The 13,416-nt window shown below is 44.2% G+C and carries 12 protein-coding genes; all 12 read left to right on the forward strand.

The genetic code is table 11. The features are described from left to right. Positions 1-186: 186 nt before the first annotated feature. The 12 genes from AC04MM_RS02515 (at position 187) to pnp (ending at position 13,409) form a co-directional block, all read left to right on the forward strand. Positions 187-1,338 (forward strand): hypothetical protein, encoded by a 1,152-nt coding sequence (locus AC04MM_RS02515; RefSeq protein WP_475378737.1) that lies wholly within the window; start codon positions 187-189, stop codon positions 1,336-1,338. Between the two features lie 107 nt (positions 1,339-1,445). After that, positions 1,446-1,964, forward strand: coding sequence for a hypothetical protein (locus AC04MM_RS02520; RefSeq protein ID WP_475378738.1), 519 nt, complete (start codon positions 1,446-1,448; stop codon positions 1,962-1,964). Further along, positions 1,930-2,373, forward strand: a complete 444-nt coding sequence (locus AC04MM_RS02525; protein WP_475378739.1) for a GNAT family N-acetyltransferase — start codon at positions 1,930-1,932, stop codon at positions 2,371-2,373. The genes AC04MM_RS02520 and AC04MM_RS02525 overlap by 35 nt, the downstream gene beginning before the upstream one ends. Before the next feature lie 194 nt (positions 2,374-2,567). Then, complete coding sequence (locus AC04MM_RS02530; protein ID WP_475378740.1) at positions 2,568-3,110, forward strand: ribosome maturation factor RimP; 543 nt, start codon at positions 2,568-2,570, stop codon at positions 3,108-3,110. A gap of 38 nt (positions 3,111-3,148) precedes the next feature. Continuing rightward, positions 3,149-4,537 carry a transcription termination factor NusA gene (gene nusA / locus AC04MM_RS02535; RefSeq protein WP_475378741.1) on the forward strand — a complete coding sequence of 463 codons (1,389 nt, stop codon included), beginning with the start codon at positions 3,149-3,151 and terminating at the stop codon, positions 4,535-4,537. Positions 4,538-4,569: 32 nt separating this feature from the next. After that, entirely contained in the window at positions 4,570-7,392 is a 2,823-nt protein-coding gene (gene infB / locus AC04MM_RS02540) for a translation initiation factor IF-2 (protein WP_475378742.1), read from the forward strand. Between the two features lie 32 nt (positions 7,393-7,424). Further along, positions 7,425-7,868 carry a 30S ribosome-binding factor RbfA gene (gene rbfA / locus AC04MM_RS02545; protein WP_475378743.1) on the forward strand — a complete coding sequence of 148 codons (444 nt, stop codon included), beginning with the start codon at positions 7,425-7,427 and terminating at the stop codon, positions 7,866-7,868. Beyond that, positions 7,868-8,830 carry a tRNA pseudouridine(55) synthase TruB gene (truB, locus tag AC04MM_RS02550; RefSeq protein ID WP_475378744.1) on the forward strand — a complete coding sequence of 321 codons (963 nt, stop codon included), beginning with the start codon at positions 7,868-7,870 and terminating at the stop codon, positions 8,828-8,830. The genes rbfA and truB overlap by 1 nt, the downstream gene beginning before the upstream one ends. 141 nt (positions 8,831-8,971) lie before the next feature. Continuing rightward, a complete protein-coding gene (rpsO, locus tag AC04MM_RS02555) occupies positions 8,972-9,241 on the forward strand; it encodes a 30S ribosomal protein S15 (RefSeq protein ID WP_475378745.1) in 270 nt (89 codons plus the stop codon). A 149-nt stretch (positions 9,242-9,390) separates the two neighbouring features. Further along, on the forward strand, positions 9,391-9,810 hold the full coding sequence (locus tag AC04MM_RS02560) for a hypothetical protein (protein WP_475378746.1): 420 nt from the start codon (positions 9,391-9,393) through the stop codon (positions 9,808-9,810). Further along, positions 9,797-11,086: a hypothetical protein gene (locus tag AC04MM_RS02565; protein ID WP_475378747.1), complete on the forward strand. Its 1,290-nt coding sequence runs from the start codon at positions 9,797-9,799 to the stop codon at positions 11,084-11,086. The genes AC04MM_RS02560 and AC04MM_RS02565 overlap by 14 nt, the downstream gene beginning before the upstream one ends. A gap of 229 nt (positions 11,087-11,315) precedes the next feature. After that, a complete protein-coding gene (pnp, locus tag AC04MM_RS02570) occupies positions 11,316-13,409 on the forward strand; it encodes a polyribonucleotide nucleotidyltransferase (RefSeq protein WP_475378748.1) in 2,094 nt (697 codons plus the stop codon). The last annotated feature ends 7 nt before the right edge of the window (positions 13,410-13,416 follow it).

The following is a 13,416-nucleotide window of genomic DNA, read 5'->3' on the forward strand; positions in this document are numbered from 1 at the left end:
ATTCACTTCTCTGAAGGGCTACTCTATTTCGTTTAATTGGGCCGCTCGATAGAAAAATCAAGGTTTTCAACCAGTTACAAGAATTGTCACCGCTTTGGAAAAAGCTACATTTGTTGGCACTTCGGTTGCTAATTTGATTCCCTGTAGTAAAAAGACAAGGTTTAAAAAAGGATCAGGGGAGTATTTATGAAACTATCATTAACCGTAGCGGCGGCGATTTTTGCAAATCTGTATTTTGCTGAAATGGCTATCGCTCAAACTTCAGGTGCTGAATTAAGTGCTGAAGTCGATTCAGAAATCGAGCAGATGTATCAACAACAAGCAGCATCTTCTCAAAGCGCGTCGAAAGCCGAAACAGGCGCAGTTGTTACACAAACAGTTGTAGTACCTCAACAGTACCCAGCGACAACAACTCCAAGCGTGCAAAAACAACCGGAAACAACGGTTGAGGGTTCACCTCTTAGCAACTCACGAGCTGATAGCATCCGCCGTGGCCGCCAAGAAGAAGAATTAAGAACTGAATCACGTATCGTTGAAAAGCTTGAACAAAGCCGTTTAGAAGACGAGAAAAAACGTGCAGCGGTTTTATTCGGTGATAAGTTTGATACTCTTCAAAATCAACAGGCACAGCCGGCTCAACCGGTACAAGTAGCTCCGGTGCAGGCTCCATCTTCACAGGTTCAGCCTCAGCCGATCATTATCAACCAAAACGAGACTTTAACCCGCGATGCAGTTCGTGAAGAAGTTCGTGCAGCATTAACTGAAGACGAAAAAGCAATTGTTCCGTCTTTAGAACAAAAGTATTTCACGGCAAATGCAGCCATCGGTCAGTACCCGGACATCGAATCCATCAAAGGTAACTACGCCTTAGGTGCTGGTTTTGGTACTCGTTTTGATTATTTCTTAGTTGAAGGTGCGTTCATGTACTCTAACTATACGTTAGATGCAAGATACGTGGATTCTTTTAACCAAGTTCGTGCAGCTAATTTTGATATGAACCAATACCAAGGTATCATCTCTACGAAATATCAATTAATCGGCGGTTTTGTACGTCCGGTAGTTGGTGGTTTAATTTCTTACTCTTACCGTCAGTATGTTGCTAACAACAACACATCGTACGGTACGGCAGGCACTGAGTTCGGTACTTCACACGCGATCGACTTAGGTTTAATCGCCGGTGTTGATTTAGAGTTTAACGATAAGATGTCAGCAGGTTTTGATATGAAGTACATGTTTAACATGTCGAACAAAATCAGCGGATCTACGGCAGCTGGTTCAACTCCGGTTGAACAGTTACAGTACTTCACAACGGGTTTATTCGCCCGCGTGAATTTTTAAGGCGCGGACGCGCAAGAGGCGTAGCTGGATTACGCCGCACAATACAATCTTCCTGAATCTAGAAAGGTCAGCTTTACAGAGCTGGCCTTTTTTTTTACCATTAGGGTATGTTTTTACGGTTTCTTTTATTTTCAGTTTTATCTTTTGCTTTAACTGCCCCGGCTGCACAAAAGCCGGCCGCAGAGATCGTGGTCGTTGATGAATTGTTATTTGATCTAAACGGCGAGGGTAAAACCAACTACGATTTTAAGATCTTTGAAGAGATCATTAAGCCGCTGGAGCGATATTTTGCGCCGTCAGTGGTTAAGTCGTTTCAGGATAAGGCCGAGTTTTATGTGTTTAGCTGTCTGGCGCTGAAAGAGGCCGAACAATTAGATATTCAGGCAGATCCTGAAGTTGTTGAACGTTTTTTGCAGACCTATCGGTTTCCTGAAAACGGAAAAAAAGCTGAGGCCGTAAAAAGCGAAATTGAAAAGCTGTTTCGTGTAGCTGAGCTGGTAACGATTAAAGAGCGCCAGTTATCAAGCCGACAGGCGATCACTGCCTGGCTGGTGGTTTTAAAGCGTAAATACTCGCTTGGGTGGAAAGCCAATGACTTTAAAAGTCGCACAGCCTTCGGAATATAAAGAACTCACCGAGCTGTTTTCTGAGATCTATGCTTCCGTGGCGAACAAGGCCCAATTCAATTGGCCCCCGGAAAACATTGAAATTGAGCTTTTGCTGTCGCAGTTTTTGATCTGTCGGGATGAACATGGGCGCATCTGTGGTTTTATCTCTTTTCGTGATAATGGCGACGTCTTTGAAATAATGGCGCTAGGGACTGCGGCGTGGGCCCGCCGTAAAAGCGTTATGAGCTTGCTTTTGCACGATTTGCAGGACAAAAGTCGCAAGGCGTCTAAGGAGCTGCTGCTCGAAGTGCATGCGCAAAACAGTTCGGCGATCGCCCTGTATCAGAAAATGGGATTTAAACAAATAGGAACTCGTAAAGGCTACTATGCCGATCGGGCCGATGCCCTGACTTTTCAATACCTGTAGAGTATATATAGATTGCCTTTCTGACGCTCATTTGTTAAGTTGGGTACTGAATTGGGCCCCTTAGCCCAATTTTTTTTTGCCTCAGTCGCCTTTGTGTGGCTGGAACGGAAAAGACCCATTGAGGTCTTTTTTTAGTTTTAAAGGGTGAATAAGGTCAGCTTAAGGTTGATCAAAGACAGCTTAAAGGAATTTATTTGGACGCCTGGATTAAAAATATTGAAAAAATAGTTACCGACATTGCAACAGCGCAAGGGTGTGAGTTGTACGATCTTGAAGTTGTCGGCACAGGTAAAGGTCGTGTTCTTAGAATATTTGTCGATAAAGCCGTAGATGAAAACGGACAAGGGGTGGGCATCGAAGATTGTTCGAATGTTGCGCGCGCCTTGAATGAAGTTTTAGATGCGGCGGGGAATGAAGATCTTGTTCCCGGCGGCGAATACAGTTTAGAGGTTTCATCACCGGGTCTTGATAGACACTTAAAGACGAAAAACCACTTCGAAAAAGTAGTAGGTAAAAAAATCTATGTACAGCTGGATCAAAATTTAGGTTCTTTGGGAGCCCAGGAAAAAGCGATTCAGTTAACGAAGAAGTTTGAAGAAGTGCTAAAAGGCGTTGAAGACGACAAATTGGTTTTCGATTTTCGCCAAGAGACGATCAAGGTTCCGATGAATCTTGTGCATAAGGCGAAGTTAACATTTGATTTTAAAGAGAATACTAAAGGTCCTAAGAAGAAATAGAAGGTCTCTTCTTAGAACAGAAACGAAAAGAGGGTAAAATGGCAGAAAATTTACTAAACGATTTATCAAAAGTTATCGACCTGGTTGGTAAAGACAAAGGTATCGATAAAAATGTTATCGTTGAAGCCGTTAAACAGGCGATGCTTGTTGCTGCTAGAAAGAAATACGGAACATACCGTGAAATCGAAGCTCAATACAACGAAGAGACTGGTGAAGTTGAACTTTACGAGTTCAAAGAAGTTGTTGAGCGCGAAAAATTTATCGATGAAGAAGTTGAAATCCCTCTTGATGAAGCTTTGAAACTTGATCCAGGTGCGCAGTTAGACGATTCAATCGGCATTAAATTAGAATCAAACGATTTAGGCCGTATTGCAGCGCAAACTGCAAAACAAATTATCTTACAAAAAGTTCGCGATGCTGAACGTGAAATCATTTTCTCTGAATTTGAAGAGCGCAAAGGTGAAGTGGCTTCTGGTATTGCACGCCGTGTAGAAAAAGGCGCGATCGTTGTGGATTTAGGCCGCACTGAAGCGCACATTCCTCCACGTGAACAGATCCCTGGCGAAATTTTCAAACCGGGTGACCGTATCCAGGGTTATTTATCAGAAGTTCGTCAAACTACACGTGGCCCGCAAATCATCATGTCACGTGCCGATGAGCGCTATTTAGTTAAATTATTTGAAATGGAAGTTCCTGAAATCTACGACGATATCGTTGAAATTATGTCAGCGGCCCGTGAACCGGGACAGCGTGCTAAGATCGCGGTTCGTTCTAAAGACAACTCAGTTGACCCGGTGGGCGCTTGTGTTGGTATGAAAGGTTCGCGCGTACAAAATATCGTTCAGGAGTTACGTGGCGAGAAAATCGATATCGTATTATGGGACGAAGACGTTACCCGTTTTGCCTGCAATGCATTAGCACCGGCAGAAATCTCTAAAGTTTACTTAGATGAAGAAAATAAAGAGATGGAAATCGTGGTACCGGATTCGCAATTATCGTTAGCCATCGGTAAAAAAGGGCAAAATGTCCGCCTGGCTGCTAAATTAACAGGTTGGAAATTAGACATCGTATCTTCGACAGCAATTCAGTCTAGAACGGCGGAGTCGATCTTCAACCTAATGTTAATGCCGGGCATGAGTGAGACCATGGCACAAAATATTCTTCAATCAGGATTTGGTTCGTTCCAGTCATTAGCTAAAGCTAAGGCTGAAGAAATCATGACTATCCCTGGTTACGAAGATCAAGAAAAGGCACAGAAGTTGATTTCTGATGCGGCTGCATTAATTGCGAAGTACGAAGCGGAAGGCAAATCGGTTCCGACTTCACCGCAAGCACAGGCTGCTAAAGAAGCTACTTCATCTGCAAAACAAAGAGCAGAAGATCAGTTAAAAGCTGAATTATCTAAGCTTAAATCGGACGAGAACTAATTAAGGCTCGAAGAGAAAAAGGTAACTAACGCGTGAGTAATCCAAAAGTTTTTGAATTCGCAAAAGAAATCGGTATGACACCGCTAGCTTTGATGGACAAGATCAAAGAATGGCATTTGCCGATTAAAAATCACATGGCTGAACTAGAGCCAGAGATGCTAGCCACTATTAAGGCTAAACTCGAGGCTCCGGCTGAGTCTGTAGCTGAAGAAAAACCGAAAAAGACAGCGACGAAAAAAGCCGCTGCTCCGAAAACGGCAGCTACAAAAACCGCAACAAAGAAATCGGCAGCAGCCGCAGAAGCTCCAGCTCCTGAAGCCGCGCCAAAATCGAGTGTAATTCGCCGTAAAACGAAAGATGCTGAACCGGTTGCTGAAGTCAAAGCACGCGTGATTTCTAAACCAGAAGAGACAGCAGAAGTCGTTGTCGAAGAAACGCCGGCTCCAGTTGCAGCAGCACCTGTTGCTGAAACAAAAGTAGAACCTAAAACTGAAGCGGTTCCTGCGGCAGCGGCGGCAGCAGCCCCTGTTCAGCCGACAGCACCGGCAGCGGCAGCAGCCGCAGCGGCAGCTCCGGCGCGTAAAAAAGAAGTCGCGATCGGTGACAGCGGTGTTGCAAGTTCAACAACTGTTGCTTCTCGAAGAAATATCATTGGCCGTATGGATTTAAGCCGTGTGCAAGCTCCTCCGGGTGCGACAAACACCGGCGGTTTCCAGTCACGTCAAGCTGGTCAAGGTGGCGGATTCCAACGCAGCCCTGGTGGCCAAACTGGTGGGTTCTCTGGACCTCGCCCGGGTGGTGCAGGTGCCGGACGTAACATCCGTCCTGGATTTGTGGCTCAGCAAACAATTCCAGATCCTTCGCAAATTCCATTTAATGATTCCCATCACCGCGACCGCGATAAAAAAGCGCGCACGTTCGCACAATCGGGCGGAATGTCTGCTAAAGAAAAAGAGCAGGAAGAATTAAATCAAAGCTTCAACGCTGTTGAGTTCCGTAAGCGTGAGATGGTTTTCCAACCTAAGAAAAAACAAGCGGTTTTAAACCGTGACGCCATGAAAACCCAGATCACAACGCCGAAAGCTTCTAAACGTGTTTTAAAAGTGAACGGTAAAATTAAGCTTGGTGATATGGCTTTAGAGATGGGCTTAAAAGCAGCCCAAATCATTAAAGTGTTAATGAAAAACGGTGTTATGGCTAACGTAAACACTGATTTAGATTTTGATACTGTAGCATTAACTGTCCCTGATTTCGGATGGGAAGCAGAAAACACATTCAAAACAGCAGAAGATGTTGTTGTTGAAATGGCGTTCGGTGGTACTGATGCAGATTTAGTTATCCGTCCACCGGTTGTGACCGTAATGGGTCACGTCGATCACGGTAAAACCTCATTGCTTGATGCGATCCGTTCTGCGGATGTAGCAAGTGGCGAGGCCGGCGGTATCACCCAGCATATCGGTGCTTACTCGGTTAAGGCGCCGGATGGATCTTTAATTACATTCTTAGATACACCGGGCCATGAGGCGTTCACCGCAATGCGTGCGCGTGGAGCCAATGCCACAGATATCGCTATTATCGTGGTAGCTGCGGATGATGGTATGATGCCACAAACTGCTGAGGCGATTAACCATGCCAAAGCGGCAGGGGTTCCGATTATCGTGGCTGTTAACAAAATGGATAAGCCAGGGGCAAATCCAGACCGTATTAAACAACAGTTAACAGAGCTTGAAATCGTTCCTGAAGAATGGGGCGGTAACACGATCTTTGTTGAAGTGTCGGCGTTAAAGAAAACCGGTATTGATACGTTATTAGAAAATATTAAACTATTAGCTGAAGTTGCAGAGCTTAAAGCTAACCCTGAACGTTCGGGTACAGGTCTTGTCATCGAAGCTAAACTTGAAAAAGGTAAAGGCCCGGTTGCAACAATCCTAGTTAAAGATGGTCACGTTAAAGTTGGTCAGTACATCGTAGCGGGTGCTATGAAAGGCCGTGTGAAATCGTTAACAAACGATAAAGGCGAGCGCGTTGAACGCGTAAATCCAGGTATGCCGGTTGAGGTTTTAGGCCTTGAAGGTGTTCCGGGCGCTGGCGACCGTTTCGACGTTGTTAAAGATGATCGTACAGCTGAAGAAGTTGTTCAGATCCGTAAAGACGCGATCCAAAAAGAAAAAGAAGTTCAGAAGAAAGTTTCATTAGAAGATTTATTCTCTAAAGTAACCCAAGGTGAAGTTAAAGATTTCAACATCGTTTTAAAAGCTGATGTGCAAGGTTCGTTAGAAGCGATTCAGGGCATGTTAGCGAAAGCGACTTCGCAGGAAGTTAAACCTAAAGTTATTCACGCAGCCGTTGGCGGTGTGACTGAAAATGATGTGATGCTGGCGCAGACCTCTAAAGGGGTTGTGATCGGTTTTAACGTGCGTCCGGATGGAAATGCTTCAGCGAAAGCTAAGCAGTTAGGTGTTGATATCAGAACCTACTCAATCGTGTACGAAATGATGGATGACATCAAAAAAGCGATGCAGGGTTTACTTGCGCCGCAAGTGGTGGAGAAAGTTATGGGTACAGCCGAAGTGCGTAACACTTTCACGGTTCCAAAAATCGGAACTATTGCAGGCTGTTTCGTAACTTCAGGAAAAGTACAACGTTCGAACATGTTACGTTTAGTGCGTGAAGGGAAGATTGTTTACGAAGGTAAAGTCTCTTCATTAAAACGTTTCAAAGATGATGCTAAAGAAGTTTCAGAAGGCTTTGAATGCGGTATTGGCATCGAAAATTTCAACGATATCAAGGTTGGCGACACTATTGAAGCTTACCTCAAGGAAGAAATCGCTAGAGAACTTACACCGCTTAATTAGTTAAGCGGTCTAATTTCGAAAGGAATTTCGACATGAAAAATATGGGTGACGGGCGCCGTGTGGCGCGCGTTGAACGTGAAGTTCAATCTGTAATCTCGACATTTATTATTCAGCGCCTGCAGCGGGAGCTTCCGGGGCTGATCACGGTTGCGCGTGTGCAAATCCCGGCGGATTTACGCCAGGCCCGTGTCTATGTCAGTCTTTTGCAGACAAATGTAGAAGAGTTAAATACAACGCCGCAAGTAAAAGTTTTAAAACAGGCGGTCGATATCCTGCAAAGCTGGGCTCCTGAAATTCAGGATGAAATCGGTAATAAATTAAACATGAAGTATCTTCCGAAATTGACGTTCTTCGCTGATGAATCAACTGAGAAAATCCTGAAGGTTGAAAAAATTATTTCTGAAATCAGTAAGAACCCAGGCAAAGGCGCGGCACTAGATGATGACGACGACTTTGAAGATGACGAAGAAACTTAATGCAGCAAAACACACCGAAACAACCTAAATCCAGAACCAGTCTGCATGGGCTGTTACTCGTTGATAAACCATCGGGTATGACTTCGCACGACGTGGTCTCAAGGGTGCGGCGTTTGGCCGGCACCAAAGAGGTTGGGCATTCGGGAACACTGGATCCGTTAGCCAGTGGTTTAATGGTGGTGCTGTTAGGTGAGGCTACAAAGTTATCTTCGATTGTGACCGAGGGTGATAAAGCCTATGAAGTTCAGGTTCAGCTCGGTATCGAGACCGACACGTTAGATATCACCGGTCAGGTAGAGAAAACCAATCCGGTCACGGTAAAAAAAGACGATGTGGTCGCAAAAGCGTTATCACTGTTAGGCGAAATGCAGTTACCGATTCCGCTATATTCAGCAAAAAAAATCGACGGTAAAAAGCTCTATGAATACGCCCGTGAAGGTGAAGACGTTGAAATCCCGATGAAGGCGATGACTTTCTGGGATGTGACTTACATCGAAAATACAGAAGCGGAAAAAGAACACCGTTATAGCTTTCACTTACATTGTTCGAAAGGCAGCTTTATCCGTTCCTGGGTTAAACTTTTGGGCGAGCAGCTTGGCTGCGGGGCCACGATGTCAGGCTTACGCCGTACTAAATCGCATGATTTTTCGATCGGTCAGGCGCTCGGGTTAGAACACTTGATGGCGGCTAAAGATGCCGGCTCTCTGGATCTGAGCCATACAATTGTGCCCATAAATGAAGCTGTCAGCGGGGTCCGCAATATCAAGGTGCATGGCCATGATGAGGTCTTATTAAACAACGGCCAGATCAGCCATGACCTCAGATCGAAATTAATCGTTTTATTCAACCCTGAGCGCGATCAATGGGTTTTTGCCTCTTCCCGTGACGGTAAGCAGGTGCTGGCGATTATCGGCCTTGAGCCTGAGGTCGGTTTTAAGATCAAACGCGGGTTTCGCTACTAGTCTCTTGTCTTTCGGCAAGAAATTAATCCCTTGCCATAACCCCTCGAAATTGCTAAAAATTTGCTTCCCACAAATCGGGGTCCTAAGTCAGTCATGACGGGGATTCGGAGAGGGTTTAAACAATCATGCGAGGAGCATTTAATGGCAGTTACTAAACAACAAAAAGCAGATATCTTAAAAAAATTCAAAACAGCTGAATTAGACACTGGTTCTCCAGAAGTTCAAGTTGCGTTACTTACAGCTCGTATCAACGATATGACTGTTCACTTCACAACTCACAAAAAAGACAACCACGGCCGTCGCGGTTTATTACAAGCAGTTAATGCTCGTCGTAAATTATTAGATTACTTAAAATCTAAAAACACTTCACGTTACGAAGCTCTAATCAAAGCGTTAGATATCCGTAAATAGTTTTACGATTTACATAAATCAAAACTTCAAAAAACCCAGACCGAAATGTCTGGGTTTTTTATTTGGTTTTTAACCGCGCGGGCTTTACGAAAGTCCTGTGTTCGCGATGTCATTTAGCTAACTTTTACAAAAAGTGGTTAAATATAAACATGGCGAAAATCACATTTATCTTAGTGCTATTTTCCTGTTTCTCTGCGTTTTCTCAGAACGCTAAGACCACCTTAAAAGAATCTTTTTTATCCGAATATGTGGCGCAAAAAGAAAAAGTTAAACCTGAGGCCGTCAGACGTATCGTCTTGAAAAAAGACAGCGAATTTAAAAACGGTGTGATTCTGTTGTACGCGTCTGATACTTGCGGTGTGGGTCTTTGCAGTTACTACACTTTTATTAAAAATGCGGGCGGAAGCTTTGATTTTGCCGGGTTTATCGACGGTGTTTTTACCGAAACCAGAGCTGTGCAGGGTTCTGATCTTCCCGAGATCTGGACGCAGACGCGCTCTGGCCGTAGCAAATCTTCGGTTATGAAGTGGTCATTCAACAAAGAAACAAAAGTGTATGAAACTAAATAGATTTTCAATACTTTTGCTTTTAGCCGGCGCAAATGCCGCTGCTTTTGAATATCAATTCACCTGTGCTGGTAAAAAGCTTACCAAATTTGAATATGTCTCGGTTAACCAGAACAGCGATGAATGTAAGGCGTTTAAGGCCAGTGGCTATCAACTTTGTTATGATTCGAAAAAAGCCAATCGTAATCCGAAACATCTCACGCTTTCAACGCCGAATGAGCATTACTATCAGAGTAAAGAATCAAGCCGCTATTCACGTAAAACCATACAAGCGGTTATTGATTCGGCCATTAAATCCGGCAATGATCCTTACCTGGCATTAGCCACAGTCATGACCGAGAACCCGCCGGTTGATGACGGTAAAGTCGTCGTCGATGGTCAAAATGCATCTGAGTTGTACGCTTCGGATTTCGGAGTTGTGCCACTCGATGCGATTGCTGTTGGCGATACGATGGGTTGTGACCGTGAAGTGACCGGCTATGAAGTAAATGGGCTGATTGACCTCAAAAATCGCAGCCCGCGGATAAAATCGTTAATTGATGACCCAGCCGGTACGAATCATTTGGTTTGTCTGGATAAATTTGTTTCCGGTCAGAGTGCATCCTTTTATTCGGTGGGAGCAAAGGGTGACGATGAATGCTGTATGACCGTCAAAACCAAGTCAGCCCGGTTTGTCCGCGAAAAATTTAAAGATGAAAACGGTAAGGATCAGGTATTGATTTATCCGGACCGTGAGCTGCGTTCGCGAATTTTAGATATGCTGGCGCACAAGTACATGCAAAGTCGCTATCTGGCCGCCAAAGAGCGCAGTGCCGGTTTAAGAACTCCAGAAGAAAAAATGGCCATGACGGCTCAGGCCTTTAATGGTTTTGGGCGTTTTGGCGTGAGTGAAGCGGTTGATAACCGGTGTCTGCATAAGGTGCACATGGGAACAACACCGATATACGGGGCGGGTACATCCGAGATCATGCTCAATTCGTTAATGAATAATTCAGAGATCAACGAAATGGTTTTAAAGTCGCTGAACAGCAATAAAAAGGCACATCCGGAATCGCAATTATGTGCTGCTTACGGTGCAGGAACGCATATGGTTTCAGGCTATGCCTTTACCGGGTTGCTGGGCCGTTATTTGGATAACCGCAAAGCTTGTCCGAGTTACACAAATAAACTTAAAAACTTGAGAAAGTTCTCGAAAGCCGATCTGCCGGCAAATCCGTTACGTGAAAATTCGCCTACGAATGATGCAGATTCAAATACAAAAGAGGGCACTTCCCGCTAGAAGCGCACTCTGACGCACACCGAAAAAAGTGCTTAGTTTAAGGCCAAGGCTCACTCGAGAAAGAGGGCCTTTTTTGTCATTGGCGAATGGGTCATTTTGTGTCTAAATATCAGTACGAAAAGAAGAAAAAAATTATAGAGCGGAAACGACTAATAAATTTCGTAAAAACGTTTCCCAAAAAAAGAATAAAGGAGAACGTCGCACCTCAGGTGCGCGTTGAATAAAGAACATGGTCAACACAGTTACTACCTCAATCGCAGGCAAACAAATCACAATCGAAACCGGTCGCTTAGCTAAACAAACTGATGGTTCAGTTTTAGTTACTTGCGGCAACAACATGGTTTTAGTTACTGCGGTATCAGCTAAAGAAGCAAAACCAGATCAAAGCTTTTTCCCGTTAACAGTTGAATTTATCGAAAAATACTACGCGATCGGTAAAATCCCGGGCGGTTACTTTAAACGTGAAGGTAAACCATCAACAGACTCAGTCTTAAGCGCACGTATTATCGATCGTCCGATCCGTCCGTTATTTCCAGAAGGTTACTTAAACGACACGCAGGTTGTTGCCACTATCCTTTCAGCTGACGGTTCATTCCCAATGGATGTGTTAAGTTCATTAGGTGCCTCAGCGGCGTTACATATTTCAAATATTCCGTTCAACGGCCCGACGGCGGCTTGCCAAGTTGGTCGCGTAAACGGTCAATTTATTGCCAACCCGACGCCAGAGCAATTAGCTATGTCTGATATGGATATCATCGTATCTGGTACTAAAAACGGTATCCTGATGGTGGAAGGTGAAGCGAAATTTATCTCTGAAGCAGATGCCTTAGCGGCTTTAAAATTTGGTCACCAATCTTTAATGCCATTATTACAAATGCAAGAAGAGCTGCGTGAAAAAACCGGAAGCGTAGCTAAACGTGCGTTTACTCCGGCCGTGATCGATGCAGATTTCAGAACTCAGGCTGAGAACTTAATTACTCCGCTTATCACTAAAGCTTTATCGCAAAAAATTAAGCAAGACCGCTATGCTGGATTTGATGCTGCTAAAGAAGCCGCTATCACTGCTTTGGTAAAACCAATCACCGATGAAAAACTTCAGGCTCAACGTAAAAAAGAAGTTGGCGTTATCATCGAAGATATCAAATACAAAATCGCCCGCGCCCAGATCTTAGATGGCGCTCGTATTGATGGTCGTGATTTAAAAACAGTTCGCCCGATCGCTTGTGAGGTTGGTTTATTACCTCGCGCCCACGGTTCTGGTTTATTCCAACGTGGAGAGACTCAGTGTTTAGGTACGGTTACGCTTGGTACAGCTGATGACGAACAAACCGTAGAAACATTAAACGGCACAGTTAAACGTAAATTTAACTTACACTACAATTTCCCTCCATACTCAGTAGGTGAGGTAGGCCGTTTTGGTGGTCAGGGCCGTCGTGAGATCGGTCACGGTAACTTAGCAGAGCGTGCGATTAAAGCGGTTACTCCTGATCACGTTCAGTTCCCATACACAATCCGTATTGTATCTGAAGTTTTAGAATCTAACGGTTCAAGCTCGATGGGTTCTGTTTGTGCCGGCACTTTAGCGTTACTTGATGCCGGTGTTAAAATTAAAGCCAACGTTGCAGGTATTGCGATGGGCTTAATTAAAGAAGGCGATCGCGTTGCAGTATTATCTGATATCTTAGGTGATGAAGATCACTTAGGTGATATGGATTTTAAAGTTGCGGGTTCTGCTACAGGTATCACGGCTTTACAGATGGATATCAAAATCGATTCGGTTTCATTTGCGGTTATGGAAACAGCTTTAAACCAGGCGAAAGATGGCCGTCTACACATCTTAAACGAGATGGAAAAAGTGATGAAAGTTCCTCGTGGCCAAATCTCTGAATTTGCTCCGCGTATTGAAACTATCAAAATCAAACCAGACAAAATCCGCGAAGTTATCGGATCTGGTGGTAAAGTTATCCGCGGCATCACTGAAGCGACAGGTGTTAAGATCGAAATCCAAGATGACGGTACAATCAACATCGCTTCGGCTGACCCACAGGCTACTAAAAAAGCTATTGCCATGATCGAAGCAATCTGTGCAGAGGCTGAAGTAGGTAAAACCTATACAGGTAAAGTTATGAAAGTGGCTGAATTCGGTGCTTTCGTTGAGATCTTACCTAATACACAAGGTTTATTACATATTTCTGAGCTGGCAAATGAGCGCGTAAGACAAGTAACTGATGTCGTTAAAGAGGGCGACATGGTTGATGTAAAAGTGCTTGAAGTAGATCGTTCAGGACGTATTAAATTATCTCGCAAAGCTTTATTACAGTAGATTTTAA

The sequence above is a fragment of the Bdellovibrio sp. SBM16 genome, assembly GCF_056175625.1.

Excerpts from the sequence above, each read along its gene's own strand:
- rbfA (WP_475378743.1), top strand. The coding sequence starts at position 7,425 with ATGAAAAATATGGGTGACGGGCGCCGTGTGGCGCGCGTTGAACGTGAA.
- rpsO (WP_475378745.1), top strand. The coding sequence starts at position 8,972 with ATGGCAGTTACTAAACAACAAAAAGCAGATATCTTAAAAAAATTCAAA.
- nusA (WP_475378741.1), top strand. The coding sequence starts at position 3,149 with ATGGCAGAAAATTTACTAAACGATTTATCAAAAGTTATCGACCTGGTT.
- AC04MM_RS02520 (WP_475378738.1), top strand. The coding sequence starts at position 1,446 with ATGTTTTTACGGTTTCTTTTATTTTCAGTTTTATCTTTTGCTTTAACT.
- AC04MM_RS02525 (WP_475378739.1), top strand. The coding sequence starts at position 1,930 with ATGACTTTAAAAGTCGCACAGCCTTCGGAATATAAAGAACTCACCGAG.
- pnp (WP_475378748.1), top strand. The coding sequence starts at position 11,316 with ATGGTCAACACAGTTACTACCTCAATCGCAGGCAAACAAATCACAATC.
- AC04MM_RS02515 (WP_475378737.1), top strand. The coding sequence starts at position 187 with ATGAAACTATCATTAACCGTAGCGGCGGCGATTTTTGCAAATCTGTAT.
- AC04MM_RS02565 (WP_475378747.1), top strand. The coding sequence starts at position 9,797 with ATGAAACTAAATAGATTTTCAATACTTTTGCTTTTAGCCGGCGCAAAT.
- AC04MM_RS02560 (WP_475378746.1), top strand. The coding sequence starts at position 9,391 with ATGGCGAAAATCACATTTATCTTAGTGCTATTTTCCTGTTTCTCTGCG.
- truB (WP_475378744.1), top strand. The coding sequence starts at position 7,868 with ATGCAGCAAAACACACCGAAACAACCTAAATCCAGAACCAGTCTGCAT.